The sequence below is a fragment of the Herbiconiux liangxiaofengii genome (genome assembly GCF_041927335.1).
Classification (GTDB): Bacteria; Actinomycetota; Actinomycetes; order Actinomycetales; family Microbacteriaceae; genus Herbiconiux; species Herbiconiux liangxiaofengii.
In genome coordinates this window covers 245,936-272,016 of the sequence record NZ_JBHFHD010000011.1, presented here as the reverse complement: position 1 = coordinate 272,016, position 26,081 = coordinate 245,936, and the positions used below count along the sequence as shown (strand labels likewise).

Annotated in this window: 26 protein-coding genes; 11 read left to right on the top strand and 15 right to left on the bottom strand. The window is 72.1% G+C overall.

The window, feature by feature from the left end:
* The first annotated feature begins 138 nt into the window (after window positions 1–138).
* From ACEXOR_RS13340 to ACEXOR_RS13325, 4 genes are all read left to right on the top strand, one after another.
* Window positions 139–831 (top strand): phosphocholine cytidylyltransferase family protein, encoded by a 693-nt coding sequence (locus tag ACEXOR_RS13340; protein WP_374850158.1) that lies wholly within the window; start codon window positions 139–141, stop codon window positions 829–831.
* Between the two features lie 121 nt (window positions 832–952).
* Window positions 953–1,756, top strand: a complete 804-nt coding sequence (locus tag ACEXOR_RS13335; RefSeq protein WP_374850157.1) for an ABC transporter permease — start codon at window positions 953–955, stop codon at window positions 1,754–1,756.
* The gene (locus tag ACEXOR_RS13330; RefSeq protein ID WP_374850156.1) at window positions 1,756–2,520 is read left to right on the top strand and encodes an ABC transporter ATP-binding protein; all 765 of its coding nucleotides are present in this window, start codon (window positions 1,756–1,758) and stop codon (window positions 2,518–2,520) included. The genes ACEXOR_RS13335 and ACEXOR_RS13330 overlap by 1 nt, the downstream gene beginning before the upstream one ends.
* A gap of 139 nt (window positions 2,521–2,659) precedes the next feature.
* Entirely contained in the window at window positions 2,660–2,965 is a 306-nt protein-coding gene (locus tag ACEXOR_RS13325; RefSeq protein WP_374850155.1) for a hypothetical protein, read from the top strand.
* A 37-nt stretch (window positions 2,966–3,002) separates the two neighbouring features.
* Here ACEXOR_RS13325 and ACEXOR_RS13320 read toward each other — a convergent pair whose 3' ends face one another.
* The 3 genes from ACEXOR_RS13320 to ACEXOR_RS13310 all read right to left on the bottom strand — a co-directional run bounded on the left by ACEXOR_RS13320 (window position 3,003) and on the right by ACEXOR_RS13310 (window position 6,551).
* Window positions 3,003–3,308, bottom strand: coding sequence for a helix-turn-helix domain-containing protein (locus ACEXOR_RS13320; protein WP_374850154.1), 306 nt, complete (start codon window positions 3,306–3,308; stop codon window positions 3,003–3,005).
* A gap of 62 nt (window positions 3,309–3,370) precedes the next feature.
* On the bottom strand, window positions 3,371–5,845 hold the full coding sequence (locus ACEXOR_RS13315; protein ID WP_374850153.1) for an ATP-grasp domain-containing protein: 2,475 nt from the start codon (window positions 5,843–5,845) through the stop codon (window positions 3,371–3,373).
* Between the two features lie 172 nt (window positions 5,846–6,017).
* Complete coding sequence (locus ACEXOR_RS13310; protein ID WP_374850152.1) at window positions 6,018–6,551, bottom strand: SRPBCC family protein; 534 nt, start codon at window positions 6,549–6,551, stop codon at window positions 6,018–6,020.
* Window positions 6,552–6,584: 33 nt separating this feature from the next.
* Here ACEXOR_RS13310 and ACEXOR_RS13305 point away from each other — a divergent pair, with 33 nt between their 5' ends.
* Entirely contained in the window at window positions 6,585–6,875 is a 291-nt protein-coding gene (locus ACEXOR_RS13305; protein ID WP_374850151.1) for a hypothetical protein, read from the top strand.
* A gap of 30 nt (window positions 6,876–6,905) precedes the next feature.
* On the opposite strand, the gene ACEXOR_RS13300 is transcribed toward ACEXOR_RS13305, so the two are convergent.
* Window positions 6,906–10,607 (bottom strand): TM0106 family RecB-like putative nuclease, encoded by a 3,702-nt coding sequence (locus ACEXOR_RS13300; protein ID WP_374850150.1) that lies wholly within the window; start codon window positions 10,605–10,607, stop codon window positions 6,906–6,908.
* Window positions 10,608–10,793: 186 nt separating this feature from the next.
* Here ACEXOR_RS13300 and ACEXOR_RS13295 point away from each other — a divergent pair, with 186 nt between their 5' ends.
* Window positions 10,794–11,606 (top strand): SDR family NAD(P)-dependent oxidoreductase, encoded by an 813-nt coding sequence (locus ACEXOR_RS13295; protein WP_374850149.1) that lies wholly within the window; start codon window positions 10,794–10,796, stop codon window positions 11,604–11,606.
* 22 nt (window positions 11,607–11,628) lie between these two features.
* Here the strand turns inward: ACEXOR_RS13295 and ACEXOR_RS13290 are convergent, their stop codons facing one another.
* Complete coding sequence (locus ACEXOR_RS13290; protein WP_374850148.1) at window positions 11,629–12,258, bottom strand: TetR/AcrR family transcriptional regulator; 630 nt, start codon at window positions 12,256–12,258, stop codon at window positions 11,629–11,631.
* Window positions 12,259–12,342: 84 nt separating this feature from the next.
* On the opposite strand from ACEXOR_RS13290, the gene ACEXOR_RS13285 reads away from it, so the two are divergent.
* On the top strand, window positions 12,343–13,863 hold the full coding sequence (locus tag ACEXOR_RS13285; RefSeq protein WP_374850147.1) for an MFS transporter: 1,521 nt from the start codon (window positions 12,343–12,345) through the stop codon (window positions 13,861–13,863).
* 67 nt (window positions 13,864–13,930) lie between these two features.
* On the opposite strand, the gene ACEXOR_RS13280 is transcribed toward ACEXOR_RS13285, so the two are convergent.
* Complete coding sequence (locus tag ACEXOR_RS13280; protein WP_374850146.1) at window positions 13,931–14,593, bottom strand: hypothetical protein; 663 nt, start codon at window positions 14,591–14,593, stop codon at window positions 13,931–13,933.
* Window positions 14,594–14,718: 125 nt separating this feature from the next.
* On the opposite strand from ACEXOR_RS13280, the gene ACEXOR_RS13275 reads away from it, so the two are divergent.
* Together ACEXOR_RS13275 and ACEXOR_RS13270 are read left to right on the top strand one after the other, a co-directional pair.
* Window positions 14,719–15,819, top strand: coding sequence for an NAD-dependent epimerase/dehydratase family protein (locus ACEXOR_RS13275; protein ID WP_374850145.1), 1,101 nt, complete (start codon window positions 14,719–14,721; stop codon window positions 15,817–15,819).
* Between the two features lie 90 nt (window positions 15,820–15,909).
* A complete protein-coding gene (locus tag ACEXOR_RS13270) occupies window positions 15,910–17,226 on the top strand; it encodes a M18 family aminopeptidase (RefSeq protein ID WP_374850144.1) in 1,317 nt (438 codons plus the stop codon).
* Window positions 17,227–17,254: 28 nt separating this feature from the next.
* Here ACEXOR_RS13270 and ACEXOR_RS13265 read toward each other — a convergent pair whose 3' ends face one another.
* From ACEXOR_RS13265 to ACEXOR_RS13255, 3 genes are all read right to left on the bottom strand, one after another.
* Window positions 17,255–17,836 (bottom strand): hypothetical protein, encoded by a 582-nt coding sequence (locus ACEXOR_RS13265; RefSeq protein ID WP_374850143.1) that lies wholly within the window; start codon window positions 17,834–17,836, stop codon window positions 17,255–17,257.
* A gap of 120 nt (window positions 17,837–17,956) precedes the next feature.
* Window positions 17,957–18,223 carry a hypothetical protein gene (locus tag ACEXOR_RS13260; protein WP_374850142.1) on the bottom strand — a complete coding sequence of 89 codons (267 nt, stop codon included), beginning with the start codon at window positions 18,221–18,223 and terminating at the stop codon, window positions 17,957–17,959.
* Window positions 18,224–18,341: 118 nt separating this feature from the next.
* A complete protein-coding gene (locus ACEXOR_RS13255; RefSeq protein WP_374850141.1) occupies window positions 18,342–19,016 on the bottom strand; it encodes an esterase/lipase family protein in 675 nt (224 codons plus the stop codon).
* 203 nt (window positions 19,017–19,219) lie between these two features.
* Here ACEXOR_RS13255 and ACEXOR_RS13250 point away from each other — a divergent pair, with 203 nt between their 5' ends.
* Both ACEXOR_RS13250 and ACEXOR_RS13245 read left to right on the top strand, forming a co-directional pair.
* Window positions 19,220–20,104 carry a glycosyltransferase family 2 protein gene (locus ACEXOR_RS13250; RefSeq protein WP_374850140.1) on the top strand — a complete coding sequence of 295 codons (885 nt, stop codon included), beginning with the start codon at window positions 19,220–19,222 and terminating at the stop codon, window positions 20,102–20,104.
* A gap of 62 nt (window positions 20,105–20,166) precedes the next feature.
* A complete protein-coding gene (locus ACEXOR_RS13245) occupies window positions 20,167–20,508 on the top strand; it encodes a hypothetical protein (protein WP_374850139.1) in 342 nt (113 codons plus the stop codon).
* Window positions 20,509–20,547: 39 nt separating this feature from the next.
* On the opposite strand, the gene ACEXOR_RS13240 is transcribed toward ACEXOR_RS13245, so the two are convergent.
* The 6 genes from ACEXOR_RS13240 to ACEXOR_RS13215 all read right to left on the bottom strand — a co-directional run bounded on the left by ACEXOR_RS13240 (window position 20,548) and on the right by ACEXOR_RS13215 (window position 25,980).
* Window positions 20,548–21,018 (bottom strand): SRPBCC family protein, encoded by a 471-nt coding sequence (locus ACEXOR_RS13240; RefSeq protein WP_374850138.1) that lies wholly within the window; start codon window positions 21,016–21,018, stop codon window positions 20,548–20,550.
* A 4-nt stretch (window positions 21,019–21,022) separates the two neighbouring features.
* Window positions 21,023–22,480, bottom strand: a complete 1,458-nt coding sequence (locus ACEXOR_RS13235; RefSeq protein WP_374850137.1) for a phytoene desaturase family protein — start codon at window positions 22,478–22,480, stop codon at window positions 21,023–21,025.
* Window positions 22,477–23,490 carry an SDR family oxidoreductase gene (locus ACEXOR_RS13230; RefSeq protein WP_374850136.1) on the bottom strand — a complete coding sequence of 338 codons (1,014 nt, stop codon included), beginning with the start codon at window positions 23,488–23,490 and terminating at the stop codon, window positions 22,477–22,479. Before ACEXOR_RS13230 ends, ACEXOR_RS13235 begins: the two co-directional genes overlap by 4 nt.
* 127 nt (window positions 23,491–23,617) lie before the next feature.
* Entirely contained in the window at window positions 23,618–24,112 is a 495-nt protein-coding gene (locus ACEXOR_RS13225) for an SRPBCC family protein (RefSeq protein ID WP_374850135.1), read from the bottom strand.
* A 9-nt stretch (window positions 24,113–24,121) separates the two neighbouring features.
* Entirely contained in the window at window positions 24,122–24,703 is a 582-nt protein-coding gene (locus ACEXOR_RS13220; protein WP_374850134.1) for a hypothetical protein, read from the bottom strand.
* Window positions 24,700–25,980 (bottom strand): serine/threonine-protein kinase, encoded by a 1,281-nt coding sequence (locus ACEXOR_RS13215; RefSeq protein WP_374850133.1) that lies wholly within the window; start codon window positions 25,978–25,980, stop codon window positions 24,700–24,702. The genes ACEXOR_RS13220 and ACEXOR_RS13215 overlap by 4 nt, the downstream gene beginning before the upstream one ends.
* Window positions 25,981–26,081: the final 101 nt, after the last annotated feature.

Below are 26,081 nucleotides of genomic sequence, written 5' to 3'. Positions count from 1 at the left end.
TCTCGCTGTTGCCCCGAAAAGGGGTCATAGTACGCTGAACAAAGGCATAAAGGCGTGTCTATTCAATGACATCGAGGTGAACCGGGCCTGACAACTGGGCGAAGCCATCGACACGAACCCATCGACAGAGGAGGAATCATGACCACGCAGGTCGTCATTCTCGCCGCCGGGATGGGCAGCCGTCTCGGCCGCTCGCTTCCGAAACCGCTCACCGAACTCAGCGACGGCCGCACCATCATGGGCCAGCAGTTCGACAACATCCGTCACACCTTCGGTGCCGCCGCCCGGGTGACCGTGGTGGTGGGGTACAAGCTCGAGCACATCATCGAGGCATTCCCCGAGGCCTCCTTCGTCTACAACGAGGAGTACGACCAGACGAACACCTCCAAGAGCCTGCTCCGCGCGCTCCAGGCGTCGGGTTCGGGTGGCGTGCTCTGGATGAACGGCGACGTCGTGTTCGACCCGAGCGTGCTCGACCGCACGCTGCCGTTGATGGCGCGCGACCAGTCGTTCGTCACCGTCAACACCGCGAAGGTCTCCGACGAAGAGGTGAAATACACCACCACAGCCGAGGGCTACATCGACGAGCTGTCGAAGACCGTGGTGGGCGGGCTCGGTGAGGCCGTGGGCATCAACTACATCTCCTCCCGTGACAAGGCGGCGTTCGTGCGTCACCTCCAGCGCGTGAACGACCAGGACTACTTCGAGCGCGGTCTCGAGCTGGCCATCGCGAAAGACGGCGTTCTCGTCGAGCCGATCGACATCTCCGACCTGTACGCCGTGGAGGTCGACTTCGCGGAAGACCTCGAACGCGCCAACCTGTACGTCTGAGATGTCGGCGTCTTCGACGCCGAAATCGTGGGTCGTGCAGTCGTGGGCGGGCTCGCGAGGATGAAGCTGGCGCTGAGCTAGTCGGTAGGCTTGCCCCTGAGGCGACGAAAGGGCACCGCACGTGAGCGCAGCGACTGGGCTGCCGCTGGCTCGATCCAGTGGCGGATGGTCGCGTTACCGGCATTCGCTGTGGTTGCTGACCCGGCGTGATCTGCGGGTGCGCTACTCCACCTCGGCGCTCGGCTACGTCTGGTCGATCCTCGACCCGCTCGTGATGGCGGGCATCTACTGGTTCGTGTTCACGCAGGTGTTCCAGCGGCCGGTGGGCACCGAGCCCTACATCGTCTTCCTGCTCACGGCGCTGCTGCCGTGGATGTGGTTCAACGGCGCGGTCTCCGACTCCACGCGGGCGTTCCTGCGGGAGGCCAAGCTCATCCGGTCGACGAAGATCCCGCGCACCATCTGGGTGAACCGCCTCGTGCTGTCGAAGGGCATCGAGTTCGTCGCGAGCATCCCGGTTCTGGCCTTCTTCGCCATCGCCGCCGGAGCCGCGGTGAATCTCGACCTGGTGTACTTCCCGCTCGCGATCGTGCTGCAAGGCGTCTTGACCGTGGGGGTGGCGTTGATCGTGGCCCCGCTCGTGGTGTTCTTCCGCGACCTCGAGCGGGCCGTGAAGCTCGCGCTGCGCTTCCTGTTCTACGCCTCGCCCATCATCTACGGCACCCACGACCTGCCAGAGCCCCTTCAGGGCTGGGCGGCCTTCAACCCGCTCAGCGGCATCTTCTCGCTGTACCGGGCCGGCTTCTTCTCGGATCAGCTCGACTGGTACCAGGTGGGTGTCGGGGCGCTGATGTCGTTCGCGTTGCTCGGAATCGGTCTCGTCGTCTTCCGCCGGTCGGAGCGCGCCGTTCTGAAGGAGATCTGATGACCGCGCTCGAGGTGGGCCCGACGGAGCCCGACGTGATCTCGGTTCAGGGTGCCGGCATCCGGTTCAAGCGCAACCGGCGTGCGCGCCGCAGTTTCAAAGACCTGTTTGCCGGCCGGCGGCGGCGGTCGCGGCCCGACGAGTTCTGGGCGCTGCGCGACGTGAGCTTCACCGTCACCCGGGGCGAGGCCATCGGCGTGATCGGTCGTAACGGCCAGGGCAAGTCGACCCTGCTGAAGCTCGTCGCCGAGGTGGTGCTCCCCGACGAGGGAGCGGTGGGGGTGTTCGAGGGCGTGGCCCCGCTGATCGAGATCACCGGCGGGTTCGTCGACGACCTGTCGGTGCGCGACAACGTGTACCTCACCGCCGGGCTGCACGGGATGACGCGGAAGGAGGTCGATGCGCGGTTCGACTCGATCATCGAGTTCGCCGAGATCGGCGACTTCCTCGACACCCCGTACAAGCACCTCTCGAGCGGCATGCGGGTGCGGATCGCGTTCTCGGTGATCGCGCAGCTGGAGGAGCCGATCATCCTGGTCGACGAGGTGCTCGCCGTGGGCGACAAGGGGTTCCGGGAGAAGTGCTATCGGCGCATCGAGGAGCTGCTGGAGGGCGGGCGCACCCTGTTCTTCGTGTCGCACAACGAGCGTGATCTGCGGCGGTTCTGCACGCGGGGCCTGTACCTGGACAAGGGGCGGCTGGTGTTCGACGGCGCGATCGACGAGGCGCTCAAGCGGTACGCGGCCGACACGTCGGGGGGCTGACGGTCGAGGTCGGCACCGGCGTGCAGACCTTCGGCGTCTTCTGCGGCGTACGGTTGTGCAACCGGCGGAGTTGTGCACAATCGGGGTGCGCTCGCCCGGGTGGGGGGTGGTGGTCGGTGGGGGGCGGTGAGATCGGTTCATGGCAAGCAGTCACACATCCCCATACGAAACCGAATCAGTCGCCTACCGCGTACCGCTCCGCCTCGACCGCCGCGATGCGCCTCACCGCTACCGCCTCACCAATGCCGGAGACGAGCCGCTCCGCGGCCTGTCGTTCAGCCTGCTCGGCGGCGGCGTCATGCGCGCCAGCCCGCCGTTGCTGCTCGTGCCCGGGCAGCAGGTGCAGCTCACCCTACGTGGAGATCAGTTGACGTTGAGCGGTGTGCTCATCGTGCGCTGGTTCAGGCCGAACGGCGACGAATACCTGTGGCGGGTGAGCTTCTGAGGGGCGCCGGTGGGGTAGCGGAGCAGCGGGCCTCCGGCTACGCCGTGCCGCCGTTCTCGCGCGCACGGATGAGGTCGGCCACCGTCACCTTGTGCGGGCGGTCGGGCAGCATGTCGGGAGTCATGCCCTGGAGCAGCACGGCGGGGTCGAGGTTGAGGGCACCCGCGATGCGCAGGATCGTGTGCAGCGACGGGTTGGCCTGGCCTCGCTCGATCTTGCCGAGGTTGGTGAAATGCAGTCCTGCCAGGTCGGCGAGCTCCATCTGATTGATCGCGAAGCGCTGCCGCTCCTCCCGGATGCGGGTACCCAGCAGGGCGGCGGCATCGGAATGGGCTGAACTCACCCCTCATGCCTACCTGCCCCATGCTCACGCAACCAGAGCGCACGAACAGCATGCGTTTGCACCTACAGCGTATGGCGCTCCACCAAGGGCATGGCGATGCGCTCCAGAACGGCCTGCAGCATCGACCACGCCATCCGCCGACGCCACGGCAGGTGTCGCGTGTACACCGCGAGGTACTCGAGCTCCCGTTCGGCGCCGCGATTGCGTTTGAAGTCGGCCACGCCGCTCGAGGCGTGCAGGTCGACGCCCTCCTCGTGGGCCTGGCGCGCGACGAGCCAGCTGAGCATCCGGTACAGCCCCTCCTCCACCGGGAGGGTGGTGTCGTACCCGAACACGGGCGCGGCGAGCAGACCGTGCGCGGTCGAGGTGCCGATCACGCCGACGATGTCGGCGGGCGTGACCGGTGGCGCGGCGGTGCGGTGCAGCACGGTGCTGGGGCGGCCCGGTCGTGTCAGCAGCGTGAACCGCAGGAAACCGCTGCGCTGGGCCGCGCCCACGAAGGCCGCCGTGTACGCCGGGTTCAGGCGCGAGTACTTGCCCAGGTAGAGCAGGCCGTAGAGGTCGGCGATGCGCTGCCGGATGGCGGGGCTGGACATGCCGGTGACGGGGTCGACGGGCGCCGGTTGCGCACGGTGGCCCGAGGTCTCGAAGAGACCTCGGTCGCGGCGCACGTCGCGGAGCGTCATCCATTCGTCGCCTCGGGTGGGGGCGAAGAGCACGCTGCGCGAGGGCAGCAATCGGTAACCGGCGCGGCGCAGAACGTCGGGCAGCGTGGTTCCGCGGCCGTGCACGCTGCGCCAGGCCACCGCGGCATCCGGATGCGCGGCAGTGAGGCGGGCCGTCACGTCGGCCACGGCGGCCTCATCGAGCTCGGGCAGCAGATTCGTCGACACGAGGGAGTTGCCCACGATGACCACGTCGTCGACGCGACCGGCCCGGAGCACGACCTCGAGCACCCGCAGCAGCCCGCCCGCCGCGCGACGGACCGGCATCGACGGCAGCTCCACGAGCTCCTCGCGGGCGTAGTGCACGTAGTGCGTGAGCGGCGACACCACGTAGCTGCGAGCGGCCTCCTGGCGCGGGGTGGAGGTGGAGGTGGAGACCGTCACGGGGAGCGAGTGGTCGCCGACGGTGACGGTGTCGAGGCGGCACCCGGTGTTGGCGGCGATGGCGGTGGGGCCGCCCTCCAGGGCCACGGCCTCGACGAAGCGGGCCGCCCAGAGCGGGTCGCGGGCGGGCCGAGACCGCCGGGCGGGCTCGGGGAAGTGCTCGCCGTTCCATTCGAGGTCGAGCGTCGATGCGGCCAGGAGGTCGGTGTGCGCAGCGCGGGCCTCGGCTGCCTGCACGCTGAGCGCACGGAGCAGCGCGGTGACGGGGAGGCGGTCGGAGGGTGGGCGGAGGGCATCCGGGCTTCGCAGCTGGCCGACGAAACGGCGGGCCGTGGTGGCCGAGCGGATGGCGGGACCGGCGTAGAGCAGGTGCGGCACTCCGAGGCGCGCACCCGATCTCGAGGGTGCGACGACGGGCCCCGACGGCGCAGCAGCACGGGTCACGCGGGGGTCGGCGCCATCCGGGGCATCACGCGGCGCGGGAGGCCGGCCGCGGAAGGCGGCGGCGAGACCGTCTGCCGGAGCGAAGAGATGGATGCCGCTCGTGGCGCGCGGGTTGCACTCGAGCACGATGACGGGGGTGGCGGGAGTCGAGGGGCGGTGCATGAGGTCGAGACCGAACTGGCCGGTGAGTCCGAGCGCTCCGGCCAAGCGGGCCGCGATGGCGTGGGCCGCGACGACCTCGGGGCGGGAGGGATCGAGGCGCTCGAAGGCCACGCCTGCTCCCACCGATGCACCTCGACCCGCCCGCCACACCGGACGGTAGGCCGCGAACGCCGTGAGCCGGCCCTCGACCGCCACGGCGTAGGTGCAGAACTCCTCACCCTCGATGTGTTCCTGCACCAGCCAGCGCTGCTCGGGCGTTATGCGCTCGGGCTCGGGCAGCGGATCGCCGGGGTCCACGATGCGGGTGCGGGTTCCGAACCGGGAGAAGGCCGGCTTCAGCACGACGCGGCGGGTGCGGCGGGAGGTGTCGCGCGACATCCGACGCCACACGATGCGCGAGTCGATGACCTCGGTCGACGGGTGCGGCACCCCGAGCTCGGCGAGCAGCAGCCGGAACTCGGCCTTGTCGTGCAGGCGGCGCAGCACGTCGATCGGGGGTGCGAAGAGCACCGAGTCGAGCGGTCCCCACCCGGATGGGCCCGGCCGCGAGTCGACTCCGGCCGCCAGCCAGAAGATCTCCTCGCAGGTGGGAACCACGAGGTCCACCGCGTGGCGGCGCGCGATGCCGGCGACGGCGTCGACGAACGCCACCGGGCTGAAGCGCGGCGAGGGCACCCGGTAGGCCTTCGACACGGCGTTCGAGGCGGAGGCGATGGCGGGCTGGCTGTCGGCCGTGACGACGGTGGCCCCGGATGCGGCGAAGTGCCGCGCGAGGTCGAGGGTGGCCGGCGCGCGGGATCCGGTGAGCAGCACGGTGCTCATGGGGTTGCCGCCCGTAGCGGGCGGGCGGCCGCGGGGTGGGTGGCGGGGGCGGTTCGCGCACGCGGATCGGGAGCCGAGCGCAGGAGACGGTCGGCACCCGGTTTCCGTGCGGCAGGCGCTCCGGCACGGTGTACAGGGTGGGGGCGCGGGGTCATGGGGTGGGGGCGCGGGGTCACGGGCGGGGCGGGGGTGTCGGGGCGGCGTAGCCGTCGGTGCCGTCGGCGGCGGCCACGCAGACGGTCATGCTGCGGGCCATGGAGCGGCGCCAGACGGGGCCGATGAGGTGTTCGACCACGAAGCGGCGTGCGGGGAGGGGGCGGAAGCCGTAGCGCCAGCGGATGCGTGAGCGCTCCCCCGCGGCCCCGGCGGGCTCGAAGCGCCAGTGCGCCTCGGCTTCGGAGACCAGGTGGGCGAGGGTCTTGGTGTAATTGGTGACGGTGTAGTCGAAGCGGCCGACCGCATCCGGAGCCGCGGGTGGTTCGTACACGTCGAGGTGCTCGCGGAAGCGGCTGCCGTCGGACAGGTGCACGGTGCGCGTGCGGCCGGGTGCCGTCCAGGGGCCGGTCGCGTCGGAGACGGCGGTGACGCCCGGCAGCACCAGGTAGCGGTGGAAGAGCGTGCTGTCGTCGCGCGGAACCACCCGGGCGAACGCCGTTGCGGCCGGCACCGACGCCTCGCCGACGGCCTCGAACCAGACGTGCTGCATCTGTTCACCGTAGCCCTCCCCTACGCTGGTGCCATGCCTTCGTACCGCGTCACGATGATCGTCGGAACCCTCGAGCTCGGGGTGCGCCCCGAGGAGGTTCTGCCCACGCTCACGCAGGCCATCGCCGACTTCACGACGGTCGAGGCGTCGGACGTGACGGTGGTCGCCGGCTCGCCGCGCGTGATCGTGCGCTTCACGGCCGACGACGACCAGGCCGCCTACCTCATCGCCGAGCAGGGCGTCGACGGGTCGCGCGTGTCGGTGGAGCCGATCGCCTGGCAGCTCACGCGCCGCGTCGGCGGGTCGTGGGAGCTGCTGGAGTAGCACGGCTGTTGGCCCGGCCGTGCGCCTGGCTCAGGATGCGCCGTCGGGTGAGTGGCGGGCTCGGGTGAGGCGCAGGAACGCCGAGACCGTGGCCAGCTCCGACGGGTTCGCCGGGAGGTGCTCCGTGAGCGCCGGCGAGTACACCAGATGGGCCGCCCACTTCGCCCGGGAGATCGCCACGTTCAGGCGGTTCTTCATGAGCAGGAAGCCGATCCCGCGCGGCACGTCGGTGGCCGACGACGCCGCCAGCGAGACGATGGCCACGGGTGCCTCGCGGCCCTGGAACGTGTCGACCGTGCCGACCGAGGTGTCGGCGAAGCCGGCCGCGGTGAGGTGCGCCCGGAGCAACTCGACCTGCGCGTTGTAGGGCGCCACCACGATCACGTCGGACGGCAGCACCGCACGGCCGCGCGCGCCGCCGGCGGCGCCGGGTTCGCCCTCCTCCGCCGGGTCGAACCAGCGCCGCGCCACCACGTCGCGCACCAGCGCCACCACGCGCTCGGCCTCCTCCGGCGACGAGGTGGAGTTGCCGTGGTGCAGCACCGGATGACGGTGCAGCCCAGGCCGCATCCCTTCGAGCGACCGCGCCGTCGTGGCGGTGGGCTCGGAGTGCAGCTCACCCTCGTACGACAGCTCGCTGACGGGCGCGCACACCTCCGGATGCATGCGCCAGCTCACCCCCAGGAAGTACCCCAACGACGGCGGCAGCACGTCGTGCCCCTCGGTGAGCCAGCCCAGCGCCGAGGCGTCGACCGGCTCCGGATGCGTGCCCTGCGTCACCTGCGGGAGCTGCTGCGGGTCTCCGAGCAGCAGCAGGTTGCGGGCAGACACGCTCACCGCGATGGTGTTGGCCAGCGAGTACTGGCCGGCCTCGTCGACCACGAGCAGGTCGAGCTCTCGACGGCCCACCCGGGTGACGTTCGAGAAGTCCCACGCGGTGCCGCCCACCACGGCACCGACGCCGCCGGCCTCGGCCCGGTCGAGGAAGCGGCGCAGGCCGTTCTTGCCGAGCGCGGTGAAAGGCGCATCCGTCGCCTCGCTCACCTTGCCCACCTGGCTCCGGTCGACCCCGGCGCCCACGATCGCGGCGAGCATGTTCTCGACCACGGCGTGCGACTGGGCCACCACGCCCACCCGCCAGCCGTGCTCGCGCACCAGGTCGGCCACCACCCGTGCGCCGGTGTAGGTCTTGCCGGTGCCGGGCGGGCCCTGCACCGCGAGGTAGGAGTCGTCGAGGGCGAGCAGTGACTCGCGGATGGCGTCGATCACCCCGCGCGACCCCGGCTGCACGCCCTCCAGGGCGAGACCGTCGCGACGGCGCGGCGAACGACGGCGCAGGATGTCGACGGCGGCATCGGCCGGGAACACCGGCAGCACGTCGGCCAGCTGCTGCCCCCACTCGGCGATGGCCGACTGCAGGGCGGCGGTCTTGGGCGGCGCGGAGGGCGTGACCGCGACGGGCAGCGCGTCGTAGGGTTGCCCCGCCATGGGCAGGGCCTCTTCGAAGACGTACTGGGTGATGCCGTTCGGCAGCTCGCGCACCTCGATGAGCGTGGTGCGGGCGTGCGCCACGCGGTCGCCGGGGCGGGTGCGCGGGGCGGGCCACGGATGCGGCGGGTCGTAGACGAAGAACCGCCCGTTCGCGCCCACCTCGAGCTTGCTGCCAGGCGCCGGCGTGCCGCGCAGGCGCACGTGGCGCCGGTCGGCCTTCTGCCCGGGGTTGCGGAACCAGGGGCGCTCGAGAACGGCCGCCTCGACCGTGAGCACGTCTCGGGTGTCGGCCCAGTCGTCCAGCGGTTGCTCGAGGCGGTTGTAGTGCTCCCACCAGAACGACTTGTCTTCGCGGCGGTGGTAGTCGATGGCCGCCGCCGCCACCGCCACGGCGAGCTGGTCGGGCGTGCGCTCGGGCCGGGCGGGCTCCGGATGCGCGGGGTCGCCCGGCGCGGCCGTCGGCGCACCGGAGACGGGCACCGCGCCCGACACGGCGCCGGAGGCCGTTCCGAGTGCCTCGACGTGGGCGAGCAGCTCGCCGTGCAGCGTGCTCTGCTCGAAGTCGAAGGTGGCCGAGGCCTCGGCCGCCGCTGCCGCGTCGAACTCCGCCTCGGCGGCCAGGGCCGCCGCCCGGCCGGGCGCGAGCGGGCCGGCGCCGTTCTCGGCACCCCGCTCCAGCAGCCAGTCACGCAGGCGCAGGGTGGAGAGGCAGTCGTACTCGTTGTAGTCGGCGATCTCGGCGAGCTGGGCCGTGGCGGCGCGGGCGGCTGCCGCATCCGTTCGGCCGGCGTCGCGCAGGGCGGCGTACCGCACGTAGGCGGTGATGGAGTCGGCGCCGTTCGTGACCTCGCTCTGGCGCAGCAGCTCGCCCATGTAGAGCGGCTCGAGCTTCTTCAGGCTGTAGGAGCGCGAGCTCACCCGCACGCTCTTCTTCACCACGGGGTACAGGTCGACGAGCACGTTGCGGCGCAGCAGGTCGTCGAGCTGCTGCTCCCCCACGCCGTGGCGGGCGCAGAGCATCTGCAGGTGGGCTCGTTCGTAGTTGGCGTAGTGGTAGACGTGCAGACCGGGATGCTCGCGCAGGCGCTCGGTGACGTGGTCGAGGAAGGCCTGGAGCGCCCGCTTCTCCTCGGCGTAGGAGTGCGCCCAGAAGGGCAGGAACACCGTCTCCTCCGGGATGGTCGGGTGGTGCTCGATGAGCCCGAACAGGTAGTCGAGCCCCCAGTCGGGCCCGCCGCCCTCGGTGTAGAGCGGATCTCCCTCGAAGTCGAAGAAGATGTCGGCCGGATCGGGCCGCGGCAACCCGTCGAGCGCGGCGGTGTCGAAGACCCGGTAGGCGAGCCCGGCCCGGCCGTCGACCTGCATGCGGGCCTGGTCGCGGAGCGCCTCCAGGCTCGATGGGGCGAGGCCGTCGACGGGGCCCTCGGAGTGGGCGAGCTCGTCGATGGTGTCGATGCCGGCCGCGAGCAGCCGGGCCCGCTGCGTCACCCGGATGGCCGCCACCTGCAGCAGGTCGCGGTGCGCGTCGACCTCGGGAGCGCACACCTCGCAGCGGCCGCAGATGGTATAGCGAGGGTCTCCCCACTGGACCGCCGTGTCGTGCATCCGTTCGTCGAACAGCACCTCGAGACGCTGCCGCCGATCGAGGTACACGGGCAGGATGTCGCGCAGCAGATGGGTGGACCGCGAGCCGTCGCCGAGCAGCAGGTGCACCTCGTCGCCCACCGGGACGCCGAGCCGCTCGAGCTGATCGGCGTAGGCGGCGAGCTGCAGCAGCGCGGTGATCTTGGCGCGGCGGGCCAACTTGGTGTCGTACACCTCGTAGCGCGGCGGCTCGCTCGCCGGCACCTTCACCAGGAAGTCGGCGAAGCCGAGGAACCGCCCGTCGAAGAAGGTGGCCTGGAACACCACGTCGGCGCCCGCCCGCAGGGCCTCGAGGGTGAGCTGCTGATGGGCCAGCAGCGCCTCGGGGGTGGAGCGCTCGGGCCGCGGGATCTCGGCGACCCCGCTCGGCCGAGTGCCGTCGAAGGGCCCGAACCGGTCGCGGAAGGCCTCGAGCGTGCGCAGCTCGTGCGCGTCGCCGAGCCGGGCGGTGCGCTCGAGCATCTCGTCGGCCGCCTCGGCCACCGGGGCGCTGCGGCCGAGCTTCACGTCGAGCCGGCGCACGAGGGCGAACTCGCACACCGCCGCGGCCGTGAGGTCGGTGGCGCTGTAGAGAACGTGGTCGCCGGCGACGATCATCGGGCCTCCTCAGGTCTCGATCAGGCTAACCCCGGGCGCCGACACCGAGGTTCTCCGCACCGACACCGACGTTCTCCGCACCGGCGCCGGCACCGGCGCTCCCGTGCCGACTCCCGACGACGGGGATAGTGTGCGAAAGCCGCCCCGAACCACCGGGCCCCGGCGCGAGGAGACGGAGCCGAACCGATGGCAGGCAAGCTGATCGTGATCACCGGAGCCAGCGACGGCATCGGAGCCGCCGCCGCCAGGGCGTTGAGCGGGCGCCACACCGTCGTGGTGGTGGGCCGCTCCCCCGAGAAGACCCGCGCGGTGGCCGAGTCGATCGGCGCCGAGTGGCTGACCTCCGACTTCTCGGTGCTCGACGACGTGCGCGCCCTCGCCGGCACCCTGCTCGAGCGCTACCCGCGCATCGACGTGCTGGCCAACAACGCGGGCGGCATCATGGGCCCGCGCACCGAGACGGTCGACGGCCACGAGCAGACCTTCCAGGTCAACCATCTCGCCCCGTTCCTGCTCACGAACCTGCTGATGCCGAGGCTGATCGAAAGTCGCGCGAGCGTGATCGCCACGTCGAGCCTCGCCCACCTCTACGGCTCGCTCGACCTCGGCGACCTCGACGGCCGGCAGCACTACCGGCCCGAACGCGCGTACGGCAACGCCAAGCTCGAGAACCTGCTGTTCACCCGCGAGCTGCACCGCCGCTTCCACGACCGGGGCGTGTCGGCAGCCGCCTTCCACCCCGGCGCCGTGTCGACGAGCTTCGCCTCATCGACCAACAGCGGCATCCGGATGCTGTACACCGGAGTGCTGCGACGTCTCCTCCGCACGCCCGAGCAGGGCGCCGAGACGCTCGTGTGGCTCGCGGCCGGAACGCCCGGGGTCGATTGGCAAAGCGGCGACTACTTCGTCAAGCGCGCCCCGGCCTCGATCAAGCGCGGCGCCGACGACCCCGCGCTCGCCCGCGAGCTCTGGGAGCGCAGCGAGGCGATGCTCGCGTAGCGGCACCGGGATGAGCGCTGGGCTAGGAGGCGCGGAGGCCGACGGCCGGGAGCACCACGTTGTCGATGATCGACAGGAGGTAGTCGCGATCGACGGGGCGTTGCGTGAGCAGCAGCCGGTAGGACGACATCGCGGGGGCGACCAGTGCGATGGCCTCGATGTCGACGTCGGGCGAGATCTCGCCGCGGTCGATGGCGCGCTGCAGCAGCCGCCGGTTGGCCTCGGCGCGGGGCGCCACGATGGCGGCGTCGATCGCCTGGGCCAGGTCGGGGCTCCGCGAGAGAACCGACATCAGCCCGGCCATCACCTGCATCTTGCGCTCCGCGTCTTCGAGGGTGCGCGGCTTGATCATCGCCACCAGGTCGCCGCGCAGGGTGCCGGTGTCGGGCAGACGGTCGAGGGCGAGGTCTTTGCTTTTCATGCAGGCCACGGCCTCCACCACGAGCTCGCCCTTCGATGGCCAGCGGCGGTAGAGCGTCGCCTTACCGGCACGGGCACGGTTGGCCACCATCTCCATGGTCATGCCGTCGTAACCCTCCTCGGCGAGCACCTCGATCGCCGCGTCGAGGATCTCGGGGTCGCGCGAGTGGTCGCGGCGGCGGCCGGGGCGCGCGGGGGCGTCGACGGTGACTGAGGGCTCGAGCGGCGCCATCGCTGCTCCTCCTTCGATTCGGTAACGAGATGTTTACAGAACTCATGGTATCCGAAACTAGCCAGTTCCGTATATAGTCCTTCCATGCCTGATTCCTCCCCCGCCACCCCGCTCTCGTCGCGGCGCTGGCTCACCCTCACCACGGTGGCCCTCGCGCAGCTGATGGTGGTGCTCGACGCGACCGTCGTGAACATCGCCCTGCCCTCCGCCCAGGCCGACCTCGGCTTCTCCGACGGCGACCGCCAGTGGGTGGTCACCGCCTATTCCCTCGCCTTCGGCAGCCTGCTGCTGCTCGGGGGCCGGCTCTCCGACCTCATCGGTCGCAAGCGCGCCTTCATCATCGGCCTGATCGGCTTCGCCCTGGCCAGTGCCCTGGGCGGCGCCGCCGACAGCTTCGGCCTGCTGATCGTGGCCCGCGCCCTGCAGGGCGTGTTCGGTGCCCTGCTCGCCCCCACCGCCCTCGCGGTGCTCACCACCACCTTCACCATTCCGAAGGAGCGCGCCAGGGCCTTCGGCATCTTCGGAGCCATCGCCGGAGCCGGCGGGGCCGTGGGCCTTCTGCTCGGCGGCGTGCTGACCGAGAGCTTCAGTTGGCGCTGGAACCTCTACATCAACGTGGTGATCGCCGTGGTGGCCATCGTCGGCGCCCTGATCTTCGTGCCGTCGCCGCGCCGCGAGGGCCCGCGGCCCAAGCTCGACCTGCCCGGCACGCTGCTGGTGTCGGCCGCCCTGTTCGCCCTCGTCTACGGTTTCTCCAGCGCCGAGACGAACGACTGGGACTCCCCGCTCACCTGGGGCATGCTCGCGGCCAGCGGTGTCCTGCTCGTGGCGTTCGTGCTCTGGCAGCGCCGCGCGGCGCATCCGCTTCTGCCGCTCGCCATCGTTCTCGACCGCAACCGCGGGGCCGCCTACAGCTCGGTGCTGATCGCCGGCGCCGGAATGTTCGGCGTGTTCTTGTTCGTGACCTACTACCTGCAGCTCATCCTCGGCTACTCGCCCATCCAGACCGGGCTGGCGTTCCTGCCGATGATCGTGATGCTCGTGCTGGCCGCGCAGCTGTCGACCAACATCTTCGTGCCGCGGTTCGGCCCGAAGGTGACGGTACCCATCGGCATGGTGCTCGCGGCGGTGGCGATGGTGATGCTCACCCGGCTCGGCACCGACGCGGTGTACGCCGCCGACGTGATGCCGGCGCTGATGCTGATGGGCCTCGCGATGGGCACCATCATGCCCGCGTCGATCCAGACCGCCACGCTGGGGGTCGACCGCCAGTTCGCGGGCGTGGCCTCGGCCATGGTGAACACCAGCCAGCAGGTGGGCGGCTCGATCGGCACGGCCCTTCTCAACACCCTGGCGGCCACCGCCGCGGCCACCTACCTGGCCGACAACCTGCCCACCACCGCTGCCGTGGCCGCCGAGGCGGCCGTGCACAGCTACGCCACGGCGTACTGGTGGGGCGCGTCGTTCTTCACGGTGGGTGCCGTGATCGCGGCGCTGCTGTTCCGCCGCCGGGGTCAGGGGGTCACCGTCGGCGTGGCGCACGACGCGGCGTCGACGGATGTGCGGGCGGCCGCTGTGGATGACGCCCCGGTGCTGGGGCACTGACTCCGGCGCGCGGGCCTGAGTGCCGTCGAGCGCTCAGGCCCGCGACGTTCTCAGGCCTGCGACGTGCTCAGGCCTGCACGGCGATGTTCTGCGCGATCGGTACCCAGCCCGAGCTCACCGTCATGTACTCGGTGTGCAGCCACACCCTCGTGCCCTCGGTGCCGAGCCGGAGCATGGCGCCGTGCGCCCCGAACGACTCGAACGGCAGGCACACCGCCTCCGGCGCGGTGATGGCGAGGGACGGCACGGGGAGGGTGGGCACATCCGTGGTGGGGGGCCCGAAGCCCACTCCCGCGACGGCGTCGGCGGCACTCGAGGGCGAGGGGCTGGGGGTGGGCGACGCAGTCGCCCCGGCCGGCGCGGAGTCGGCGGCCGCATCCGGAGTCGCGTCGCCGTTCGTCGCGGTGGCGTCCGTGTTCCCGGGCGCATCCGTCTGCAGCAGGTCGGCGGGAGCCGGAGCCGCGATGAAGCACACCTCGTCGCTCGTGCTCGCCCCCACCCAGAACGCCGTGCCGTCGTGCTCGGCGAGCAGGCGCACGCTGGTGTCGACCAGGTCGGCGTCGACCCCGGGAACCACCGGCGGCACGATGTGCGCGGCGACCGGAGTGCCCTGGTCGAGGTGTGCGAGGCGCGAGAGAGCACCCGTGGGGTTCGACGTGCATCCGCTCACGAGCACCAGGGTCGCCGCCAGCGCCACCGTTCCCACGACGACCGAACCGCTCCTGCGCATTCCACACCCCTCTGCTGCGCCGATCGACCGGCGGCATCCGGAGATCGACGTTAGCCGACGAAGCCGACCGTCTGCTTCGAGCGGATCGGCTCGCGCCGACGCCGCCCGAGCGGTTGGATCGGACCATGAGAGTGCTCGTGCTGGGTGGGTCGGAGTTCGTGGGGCGGGCCGTGATCGAGGCGGCGCTGGCGCAGGGCGCCGAGGTGACGGTGGTGAACCGCGGCACGCATCGGGCGCCGGCGGGGGTGCGGTGGTTGCGAGCCGATCGGCGGGTTCCGGATGAACTCGCCGACGCCCTGCGCGCGGCGGGCCATCAGGGTGCCGGCTCCGGGGGCGACGAACGCGACTCGCGCTTCGACCTCGTGGTCGACACCTGGTCGTGGGAGCCCTGGGTGGTGCGCGACTCGGCCCGCCTGCTCGAACCGTGGGCCGAGCGATACCTGCTGGTGTCGAGCCGGTCGGTGTACGCCGACCCGGTGCCCGCCGGCGCCACGGAGCGGCATCCGGTGGTGGAGTCCTCGGCCGACGACGGCGACCCGCGGCAGCCCGGCGCCGTGCCGGCGCAACAGCTCGACTACGCCCGGATGAAGGCCGGCGGCGAGCGGGCGGTGCAGGAGGCGTTCGGCGACCGCGGGATCGTGGTGCGGCCGGGACTCGTGCTCGGGCCGTGGGAGAACGTGGGCAGGCTGCCGTGGTGGCTCGGGCGCATCGCCCGCGGCGGCGAGGTGCTGGCGCCCGGCGACCCGGCGACGGGGATCCAGTTCATCGACGCGCGCGACCTGGCCTGGTGGCTGCTCGGCCTGCCGGAGGCGGTGACGGATGAGCACCGCGATGCACCGGGGGCGATCGTGGCGTTCGACGCCGTGTCGCCGGTGGGACGGCACACGATGGGCGGGCTGCTGGAGGCGTGCGTGGCGGTGACCGGATCGTCGGCACGACTGTGCTGGCTGCCCGAGCCGATGCTGCTGGCCGGGGGCGTGCAGCCGTGGACCGGGCTGCCGATCTGGCTCCCCGCGGGGGCCGACCACGACTCGCTGCACGGGAGCGACGTGTCGAAGGCGCTCGGCGCCGGTCTGGTGCTGCGGCCGCTGGAGGCGACCGTCGCCGACACCTGGGCGTGGCTCGGCGAGCTGGGCGGCGCCGCGCCGCAGCGGGCCGACCGGCCGGCGCTCGGCCTCGACCCGGCTCTGGAGCGACGCCTGCTCGACGCCTCCACCGGCAGCTGAGCGGCGCAGTCCGCCCGTGCGGGAACGCGGGCAGCCTCGCGCCGGGCAGCGCCGCGCAGCGCCGCTCGGCGCGGGTGGTTGGATGGAGGCATGGCCGACACCAGCACCTACATCGACGACTTCGCCGCCTTCATCCAGGCCTCCCCCACGTCGTACCACGCCGCCGCGGAGAGCGCCCGGCGGCTCACGGCGGCCGGTTTCAGCGCGCTGGACGAGGGCGACGAGTGGCCGCAGGGCCCCGGCCGGCGCTTCGTGGTGCGTGACGGCGCGATCATCGCCTGGGTGGTGCCCCCGGCTGCCGAGCCGCTCAGCCCGTTCCGCATCCTCGGCGCCCACACCGACTCCCCCGGCTTCAAGCTCAAGCCCCGCCCCACGATCGGCTCGCACGGCTGGCTGCAGGCCGGTGTGGAGGTGTACGGCGGTCCGCTGCTGAACTCGTGGCTCGACCGCGAGCTCGAACTGGCCGGCCGGCTGGTCACGCGCGACGGCCGCGAGGTGCTCGTGCGCACCGGCCCGTTCCTGCGCATCCCGCAGCTGGCCATCCACCTCGACCGCGAGGTGAACAGCGGCCTCACGCTCGACCGTCAGCGCCACACCGCCCCCGTGTTCGGCGTGGGTGACGCCTCGACCGCCGACCTCGTGGGGCTGCTGGCGGAGCGCGCCGGGCTGCGCGGGGACGACGTGGCGGGCTACGACATCCTCACCGCCGACACGGCGCCTCCCGCGCGCTTCGGGCTCGACGACGCGCTGTTCGCGGCCGGCCGGCTCGACAACCTCACCTCGGTTCACGCCGGGTTGACCGCGCTGCTGGCCCCGGCCGGCGATGCGGCCGACGGGAGCGCACCGGCCGACGCGACCGGCCACCCGGCCCCCGCCATCCGTGTCTTCGCCGCCTTCGATCACGAGGAGCTCGGCTCGGAGTCGCGGTCGGGCGCGAGCGGACCGTTTCTCGCCGATGTGCTCACCCGGGTGCAGGACGGCCTCGGCGCCACCGCCGAGCAGCGTGCACGGGCCTTCGCCGGTTCGTGGTGCCTCTCCTCCGACGCCGGGCACTCGGTGCATCCGAACTACCCCGAGCGCCACGACCCGGTGAACCAGCCGGTAGCCGGGCGCGGCCCGCTGCTGAAGATCAACGCCAACCAGCGCTACACGACGGATGCGCACGGCGCCGCGCTCTGGCAGCGGGCGTGCGAGCAGGCCGGTGTGCCGTACCAGGAGTTCGTGTCGAACAACACGGTGCCCTGCGGCTCCACCATCGGGCCGCTCACGGCGACCCGCCTGGGCATCCGCACCGTCGACGTGGGCGCACCGCTGCTGTCGATGCACTCGGCGCGGGAGCTCGCCCACGTCGACGACCTGGTGGCGCTGTCGGCCGCGATCGTCGCGTTCTACTCCCCGGGGGCCTGAACCGGCTCCGGGGCGCGGGCACACACCCTCAGGGTGCGGTGCACCGCGACTCGCTCGTCACCGTCACCACGCCGTCGGCCACCAGCACCTGCACGGGCACCAGGTTCAGCCCCACCAGACGGATGCTCGTCCCGCCGCCGTCGGGCAACTCCTCGGTGGCCGCGTTCCAGTCCTCGGCCTCGTAGGTGGCCGGCAGTCCGGCCGCCCACGCCGCCAGATCCACGCCAGGGGCGGGAGTGAGCACGCGGTCGAGGGAGTACTGCTGCCGGTCACTGCCGTCGACGCACTGCTGCACCGTCGAGCGGTCGTCGACCGCGGCCGGAGGCTCGGGCAGCGTCGCGATGAGCCCGTCGACCTGGCTCGTGGCCTCGGCCGTCACCCCGTCGAGCGTGGTGGGCGCCGTGGGCCGCGAGGTGGTGACGCCGATCACCACGGCGGTGATCAGCACGGCGCCGATGCCGAGCCAGAGAAGGGTGGCCGGGCGCAGGAGCCCGCCCCAGGGCTCGCCCTTCGGCGGTATCACCGGGAGCTTCCGGCGCGGGAGGAGCCGGAAGCCGTCGATGGATCGAGACCGCTCGCCGGCGGCCTCTCGGTCGTCGGCGCGGGGCATGCGGCGGTCCTTCCGTTCGGGCGGCACCGATGCTACCCGAGCAGGATGCGAGCCCGATCGGAACGCCCGGCGGGCCGAGACGACAGACCCCGCGAGGCGTGAGGCACGACGCCCGGCGGATCAGCCGCCGAGGGTGCCCGAGTCATCTTCCGAGGTCGGCACCGGCGTCGGGAACTCCGACTCCAGCGGAGTGGGCTCCGACGACTCGGGTGCGGGCGAGATGTCGTCGTCGGGGGCCACCGGGGTGCCCGAGCTGGTGCGCTCCGGGTACGGGGTCTGCGCGTCGGCGTCGCAGCCGGCCAGGCCCACCACCGCTCCGGCGGCGAGCAAGGCGCCGGCGGCGAAGCCGGCCAGGCGGTGGCTGAGGGGGCGGGTGCGGATGATCATGGGTTCCTCCGGGTGATCGGGATGCCGTCATCCCATCGAACCCCCGCATGCGAACCCCGGCACGCGGGTCGCCAAAGCCGGCCCGAGGGCGTAGAGGCCACCGCACCACGCGGCCGCCTCACGGCCGGCCGGCCGCCTCGACGGTGACGGCGAGCGTGGTGGGATGGCGCAGCACCCGGAAATGACCGCCCACCCGTACGCGCACGTTCTCGGCCCCCGGCAGCACACTCGACTCGGGGATGATCGGGTCGTACTCCCCGAACACCGAGGTGATGCGGTCGTTCACCCGGTCTTCGGTGTTCAGCAACACGGTGAGCGGGTCGTCGGCGCGAAAGGCGCGGAGGGTGCTGGTGAAGGCGAAATCGGCGTAGCGCGAGCCGGAGAACGGGGTGGCGATCGCGACCATGCGCATCAGGCGGCGATCGGGATCGAGCTCGAGCATCGCGTACTTGCCGATCAGTCCTCCCTTGCTGTGGGCGGCGATGAACACGTCGTCGAGACGGTGCTCACGCACGAAGTCGGCCACCAGCCGCGCACTGTCGATCACCGGACGGCGGTTGTGCCGAAGAGCTTCCAGTACGAACACCGGATGCCCGCGGGAGTGCAGCGCCTCGATCACCGGCTGCATGAAGTGCCAGGTCTCGTACACCCCGGGGATGATGATGCACGGGCGCCCGGAACCGGTCTGGAAATCGTCCGGATCGGCCCGCGACGCCATTCCGCCGAGCTGAAGCCCCGCAGCGGTGGCGTAGTCCTCCACGAACCAGCGCGCCTTCGCGATGAGACCGGTCATCGCCTCGTCGCGGGGGTCGGTGCGGAGCTCATGGGCGTGACCCTACTCGCAGCCTGCGCGATCCGCCGGGCCCTGTCGGCCGGTGCGGCCCGGTCCCGGCGTCAGCCGTCGTGGCACGTCGTCCGCCTCCGGGCAAGCCGGGCGCCTCGGCTCGGTGCCCGGTGTACCGTTCCCGGCACCGAACCCGTTGAGAGGAACCCCCGATGTCGACCCGCCCGCCGGCCGCCCCGCCCGCCCGCACCCCGGCCACCCGCATCCCGCCCACGATCTCGGTGGTGATCCCGGTGCGCGACGACGCCGATGGGCTCCGCCGGTGCCTCGCCGCGCTCGCGCGGCAGACCGTACGGCCGCTCGAGATCGTGGTGGTCGACAACGGCTCGAGCGACGACAGCGCCGAGGTCGCCCGGGCCGCGGGCGCCCTCGTGGTCGACGAGTCGGAGGAGGGCATCCCTGCCGCCTCGGCGCGCGGCTTCGACGAGGCCCGCGGAGACCTCGTGGCGCGCCTGGACGCCGACTGCGTCCCCCGCACCGACTGGCTGGCCGGTATCGCGCGGGCGTTCGAGGAGCGTCCGCACCTGGTGGCGGTGTCGGGATGGGCCCACTTCGGCGACGGTCCGAGGCTGCTCCGCCGGTCGTTGGCCGCCGTGTATCTGACGGCCTACACGGCCTTCTCCTCGCCGGGGCTCGGCCATCCGCCCCTCTTCGGATCGAACTGCGCGGTGCGGCGAGACGCCTGGCAGGCCGTCTCGGCGGAGGTTCACCGCCACGACCCGCTCGTGCACGACGACCTCGACCTCTCGGTGCACCTCGGTGCGTTGCCGGCCGCCGCCGCCGGGGCGACCGGGCGTTACCGGCGGCCCGGCATCCGTCTCGACCGCCGGATCGGCATGACCATCTCGATGCGGCCGTTCGCCGACCCGCGAGCCTTCGCGCTCCGGGTGCGGCGCGGAGTGCACACACTGACGGTGCACCGAGGCCGACGGGGCAGCGATCGGCTGCTGCCCCGCCCCCTGCTGTCGCGGTCGCCGACTGCTCTTCACGCCGATCCGCAGCGAGGGCCCGAGAGAAGCGGTGCCGTGCAGGCCTAATCGCCTGCGGAGGCCCTGGCAACCCGGTTGTCAGCGACGCGCTTTCACGACTCACTGGTGGGATGGACAGAATTCACTACTCCGGCGAATCGGTGCTCACGGGCACCACCATCGCCCAGGCGCTGCTCGAATACGGCCGGGCGCTGGCCAAGCAGTCCGATTCGGCCGTCATCGACATTCCCATCCGGCGCGTCGACGGGTCGATCGGGCGAGCCGAGTTCCTGATCGGGCCAGCGAGTCAGCTGGTGTCGGAGAAGGAGCCCGACGACGACCAGGACGAGCTGGAGGACGACGCCGTGGTCGACGACCTCCGGTTGCGCACGGCGCAACTCGAGCCGTCGCGACCGGTGACCGGCGCCACCGGGGCCGTGCCGGTGGCGGAACTGGACTTCGACGAGCTCTGAGTCCGCCGCGACCGGTTCACCCCGGCCACCCGGCCCCGGTCACGGAGTGCGGGTGCGGCTCTCGGTGGCGCGGTTGTCGGGCCGGTTCTCGGCGATGTAGGCGAGGCGGCGCAGGGTCTCGACGTTGCGGACGTAGAGCGGCACGTCGAGCACCGCTGAGGGCACGAGCGAACCGGGGCCCCGCACGGCCTGCTCGCGCAGCCGCACCAGGGTGCCCTCGCCGCGGGGCTTCGCCTCGACGCTCACCCGGGCCTCGCCGATCGGCCAGCCGGCGGGCTGGATGACCATGCGACGCGGCGGATCCCACTCGAGCACGGTGGTCTCGTCGTCGATCAGCGCCGGCCACACCCCGAAGGAGTGGAAGAGCTTGCTGCCCACATCGGGCCAGTGGTCGTCCACCTCGCGCATGCGGGAGGCCCCCACCACCCAGACGGGGAACAGCCAGCCGTCGGCGAGCACGTCGAAGACCTGCTCGGGGCTGGCGTGGATGTAGCGGACGTTGGTCGACATGCGGTCACTGCTCCGATCGGCCGAGTGCGGGTGGGGAGAGGATGCCGAACTCCGCTGCGAGGGCGCGACGGGCGGCGTACCAGCCGGCCAATCCGTGCACGCCGGGGCCCGGCGGGGTCGACGACGAGCAGAGGTAGACCCCTCGGGCAGGCATGGACCACGGGTTGAGCGAGAACCGGGGCCGGCCGGCCAGTTGCAGGAAGTCGGCGGCTCCGGCCGCGATGTCGCCGCCGATGTAGTTGGGGTCGTACTCCTCGAGCTGCAGCGCGGTGCGGCTCGACGAGGCGAGGATCAGGTCGCGGAACCCGGGAGCGAACCGCTCGATCTGACGGGTGATGGCCTCGGTGGGGTCCAGGGTCGAGCCGTGCGGCACGTGCATGTAGGTCCAGAGCACGTGCTTGCCCTCCGGCGCCCGGGAGGGGTCGGCGATCGAGGGCTGTGCCGCCAGCACATAGGGCGACTCCGAATGCCGGCCACGGGCCACCTCGGCCTCGGCCGCCGCGATCTCGGCCCGGCTGCCGCCCACGTGCACCGTGCCGGCTGCACGGAGGAGCTCGTTCTGCCACGGCACGGGACCGTCGAGCGCGAAGTCGACCTTGGCGGCCGCGTTGCCGTACCGGAAACGCTCCAGCCGTCGGGCGAACCGTGACGGCAGTCGATCACCGGCCAGGCGGGCCAGGGCCCGCGGCGACACGTCGAGCAGCACGGCCCTGGCCGGCGGCAGCGCGTCGAGGCTCGTGACCTCGGAGTCGGTGACGATCTCGCCCCCGTGGGCACGCAGGTCGTCGGCCATGGCGTCGACGATCGCCTGACTCCCGCCGATCGGGATGGGCCAGCCCCGGCCATGGGCGTAGCTGCCGAGCGCCAGCGCCGCTCCGGCCGTGGCGAGCCCGGGCATCGGGAGGATGGAGTGCGCGGCCACACCGGTGAGCATGGCCGGTGCCACCTCACCCCGGAACCGAAGGTTCCACAGCGGCGAGCCCTGCTCCAGCGCGCGCAGCCCGAAACGGGCCGCGGTGACCGGATGCGCGGGGATGCGCAGCAACGGCGACCCGGCGAACTGCGCGACCCGGTCGGCCTCGTCGGCCAGGGGGCCCATCAGCCGCATCCACGCCGGGCCGTCGGCGCCGAGGTGCTCGGCCGTACGGCGCACGTCGCGGTAGGCGATGCCGGCCTGCCCGCCGTCGAGCGGATGCCCGTAGGAGATCTCAGGCACCACCAGTTCGATGCGCCGGTCGAGCCCGAACCGGCGGAAGAACCCCGAGGCGAGGGCCATCGGGTGCACGGCCGAGCAGAGGTCGTGCAGGAACCCGGGGAGGGTGGTCTCGGCCGTGCGTGCGCCGCCGCCGATGGTGGAGTTGCGTTCGTGCACCTGCACCGCGAGGCCTGCCCTGGCCAGGGTGACGGCGGCGGAGAGCCCGTTGGGCCCGGCCCCCACCACGATGACGTCGGGCGTGCTCACCGGCGCCCTCCGAGAACCGCCTTGGCCGCGGTGCCGAGAGCCGCGAGCCCGAACGCGGCGCCGACGCTCGCGATGCCGATGGCGAGGGGCCGGTGCAGGATGTACCAGACCTCCAGAGACCGCGTGGTCGCCTGGTCGCTGAAGATGCCCCGGGCTCCCTGGTCTCCAGGGGTCGGCTCGTAGAGGTTGGTGGGCAGCATCGGCTCGGTCTTCTCCGGTGCCTGCTGGCCGTCGTACCCCGTCTTGGCGAGGTACCAGTCGAGGAAGCCGGCCACGAAGCGGTTGCCGATCACCGTCTTGGCGGTGGGCCCGCCCACCCAGGTGCGACGACGCGGATGCTCGGCGACGTGCGCGATGACGCTCGCGCCCACCTCGGGTTCGAAGATGGTGTCCATCGGCTGCGGGTGGTGCGGCAGAGCCGACTTCACCCAGTTGAACTGGATGGTGTTCATGGCGGGCATGTCGACCGTCGAGACGCGCACCGGGCTCTCCCGGTGGATGAGCTCGGTGGTCACCGACTCGGTGAATCCCTGCACGGCGTGCTTGGCCCCGCAGTACGCCGCCTGCAGCGGGATGCCGCGGTGCGCGAGGGCGGAGCCCACCTGGATGACGTGCCCGCGCTCGCGGGGCACCATCCGCGACAGTGCCGCGCGGGTGCCGTTCACGAATCCGAGATAGTTCACGGCCGTGGCGCGCTCGAAATCTTCGGGATCGGTGTCGAGGAACTCCGCGAACGACCCCACCATGGCGTCGTTCACCCAGAGGTCGATCGGGCCGAGTTTCTGCTCCACCTCGTCGGCCGCCCGCTCCACCGCCTCACGGTCGGCCACGTCGGTCACGACGCCCAGTCCGCGGCGACGGTAGGCCTCGATCTCCTCGACGGCGGCGTCGAGCCCGTCGGTGCCTCTGGCGAGCACCGCCACGTCCCAGCCGCGGCGGGCCAATGCGCGAACGGTCGCGCGACCGAGCCCTGCGGTGCCCCCGGTGACGACGGCTACTCCCCTGCTCATGCTGCTCCTGTTCCACGCCGCGACGATCTGGCCGGGCGATGTTCGCCAACGTACCCCGGGGTGCACCGCACCGCATGGGGGCCCGCGGCGCTCACGGCCACCCGTCAGCGCCCGCCACGGCAACCCGTCAGCGGGGCGCGTTCGCCGGTGGCGGATCCTCCCGGTCGACCGACCGGATCGTGACGTGGGAACGCCCCTTGGGGCCGCCCGTCTTCTCGAGGTACCGCGCGTACGAGCGCAGAGCCGATCGCACCACCCGGCCGTCGACGCCCACCGCCGCGGCCGCACGCTCGGCCGCAGATCCCGGATCCCAGTCGACGGTGAGCGTGACCCGGGTGGAACCGTCGCCGTCGGAGACGAAGTCGGCGCGGGCGGTGAACGCCAGGTCGCCGCCGATGGTGCGCCACGTCACGTGGTCGTCGGGGATCTGTTCGACGATCTCGGCGTCGAACTCACGCACGATCCGGCCGACGGTGACCACCCAGTGGGTGTAGGCCTCCGCCGTCTGCGACACCGAGCTCACCGGGTGGAAGAAGAGCGGGAACGACTCCACGTCGATCCATTGCTTGTACGCGGCCGCGATGGGCACCGGTACGACCACCGAATGACGGGCCTGCCTCATGCCGCCACCCTATTTCTTCTTGCCATTGCCGTTTCCGTTGCCGTTCCCGTTGTTTCCATTGCCGCTGTTTCCATTGCCGCTGTTGCCATTGCCGTTGTTGCCGTTCCCCTCGCCGCCGGTGCCGGTGCCGTCGTCGCCGCCGCTTCCGGTGTCGCCGCTGTCGACGGGGGCCACCTCGGTGGGCTCGACCGGTGCGGTCTCCTCCGGTGCGGTCTCCTCCGGCGCGGTCTCCTCTGGCGCGGTCTCGGCTGGCGCGGTCTCGGCGGGCGCCGGCGACGCCGTCTCGAGATCGGCCCGCACCTGGGCGATCGACGAACGGATGGCGGTGAGCCGCTCGTCGCTCACCGATCCGTCCGCGGCCGCGCCCTCGACCTCGGCCGCCAGCGCGTCGAGCTCCGCCAGCGCCCCGGCGCGGTCCCCCGACGCCGCGAGCTGCCCCACCGTCACGACGCTGCTCTGCAGACCGGCGGCCACCGACGACTCGATCGCGGTGTTCGCGGTCGTGCATCCGCTCAGCACCAGCGCGGAACAGAGGGCCACGGAGAGCGCGGCCGCGTGGATCGGTCGACGCACGACGCCCCGCCCGCTCACGGCGAGACCTCATCGAGCAGCTGCTGCAGATCGTCCTGCAGCGGCTGCTCGAGGCTCGGCAGCACGGGCGTGGCCGGAGCGGCCGGGCCATCGATCGCGCTCAGGCCGAGCACCACCGCGATGGCGATGACCACTGCCGCCGCCGGCAGTCCGATGAAGACGGCCAGCAGGCGCGTGCGGGCCCGCGAGGTGTGGCGCCGAGATCGGCGCGTGGGGGTCGCGGGTGCGGCGTCCGGCGCGACGGCCGCCACGAGTGTGGGTGCCGTGGGGCCGGCGACGGCCGGGGCCACCCGCGTCGGAGCGGTCGGGGCGGGCGATTTGAGGGTGGGTGCCGCCGCATCCCCGCGTCCGGCAGATGTGACCGCGATCGCTCCGGTGGCGTCTGCGTCGTCGGTTCCGTCGTCGCCGGCTCCGTCACCCGCCGCGTGCTGCGCGAGCTGGATGGCGCGTGCGGCCACCGCCACCTCGAGCGCGGTCGGCCGCTGCTCGGGCCGGGTCGCCGTCATCGCGGTGAGGAGCGACTTCCAGCGGTACCCCAGTTCGCCCGGGATGACGGGGCTCGACGACACCCTTGCCATCAGGGATTCGTGGGTCGCGGTCTGCGGGAACGCGCGGCGGCCGGTGAGCGACTCGAGCAGCAGCAGGCCGAGCGCGTACACGTCGGCGGCCGGAGCCGGGGCCGCACCGCGTACCTGCTCGGGGCTGAGGTAGGCGGCGGTGCCCATGATCGTGCCGGGCAGCGTGACCCGGGTGCTGTCGAGTAGGTAGGCGATGCCGAAGTCGGCGAGCGTCGCCCGGAACGCCGGCCCCGGGGTTCGGCTCGGGCGCAGCAGCACGTTCGACGGCTTGATGTCGCGATGCACCACGCCGCCGTCGTGCACCACGTGCAGGGCCTCGGCGAGGTCGAAGGCCATGGCGGCGACATCGGCCGGCGGCACGGGGCCCTCGGCGATCCGCGCGCGAAGGGTTGGCCCGTCGACGAACTCCATGGCGAGGTAGGCGTGATCGGTGTCCTCGACGCGGGCGTCGTACAGGGTGACGAGTGCGTGGTGGTTGAGCGAGGCGAGTACCCGGGTCTCGAAACGGGTGCGTTCGAGATCGGAGGTCTCGGCCGCACCCGGCCGGAACACCTTGATGGCCACCGTGCGGCCCAGCTGCTCGTCGACCGCGCGGTAGACCGTGGCCATCCCGCCCTCGCCCGCGCGGGATTCGAGCCGGTAGCGACCGTCGAGCAGTTGGCCCGTGTGCGGCGCGTCATCGGCCAGCAGTTCGTGCATCGGCCCTCCTCTCATCACGTGCCTGTCCTGCCTACCACGGTCGGGTCAATGTTCGTTGACCCAAAAGGGTGAAATGTGGTGTCGGCCGCACCGGTGCACAG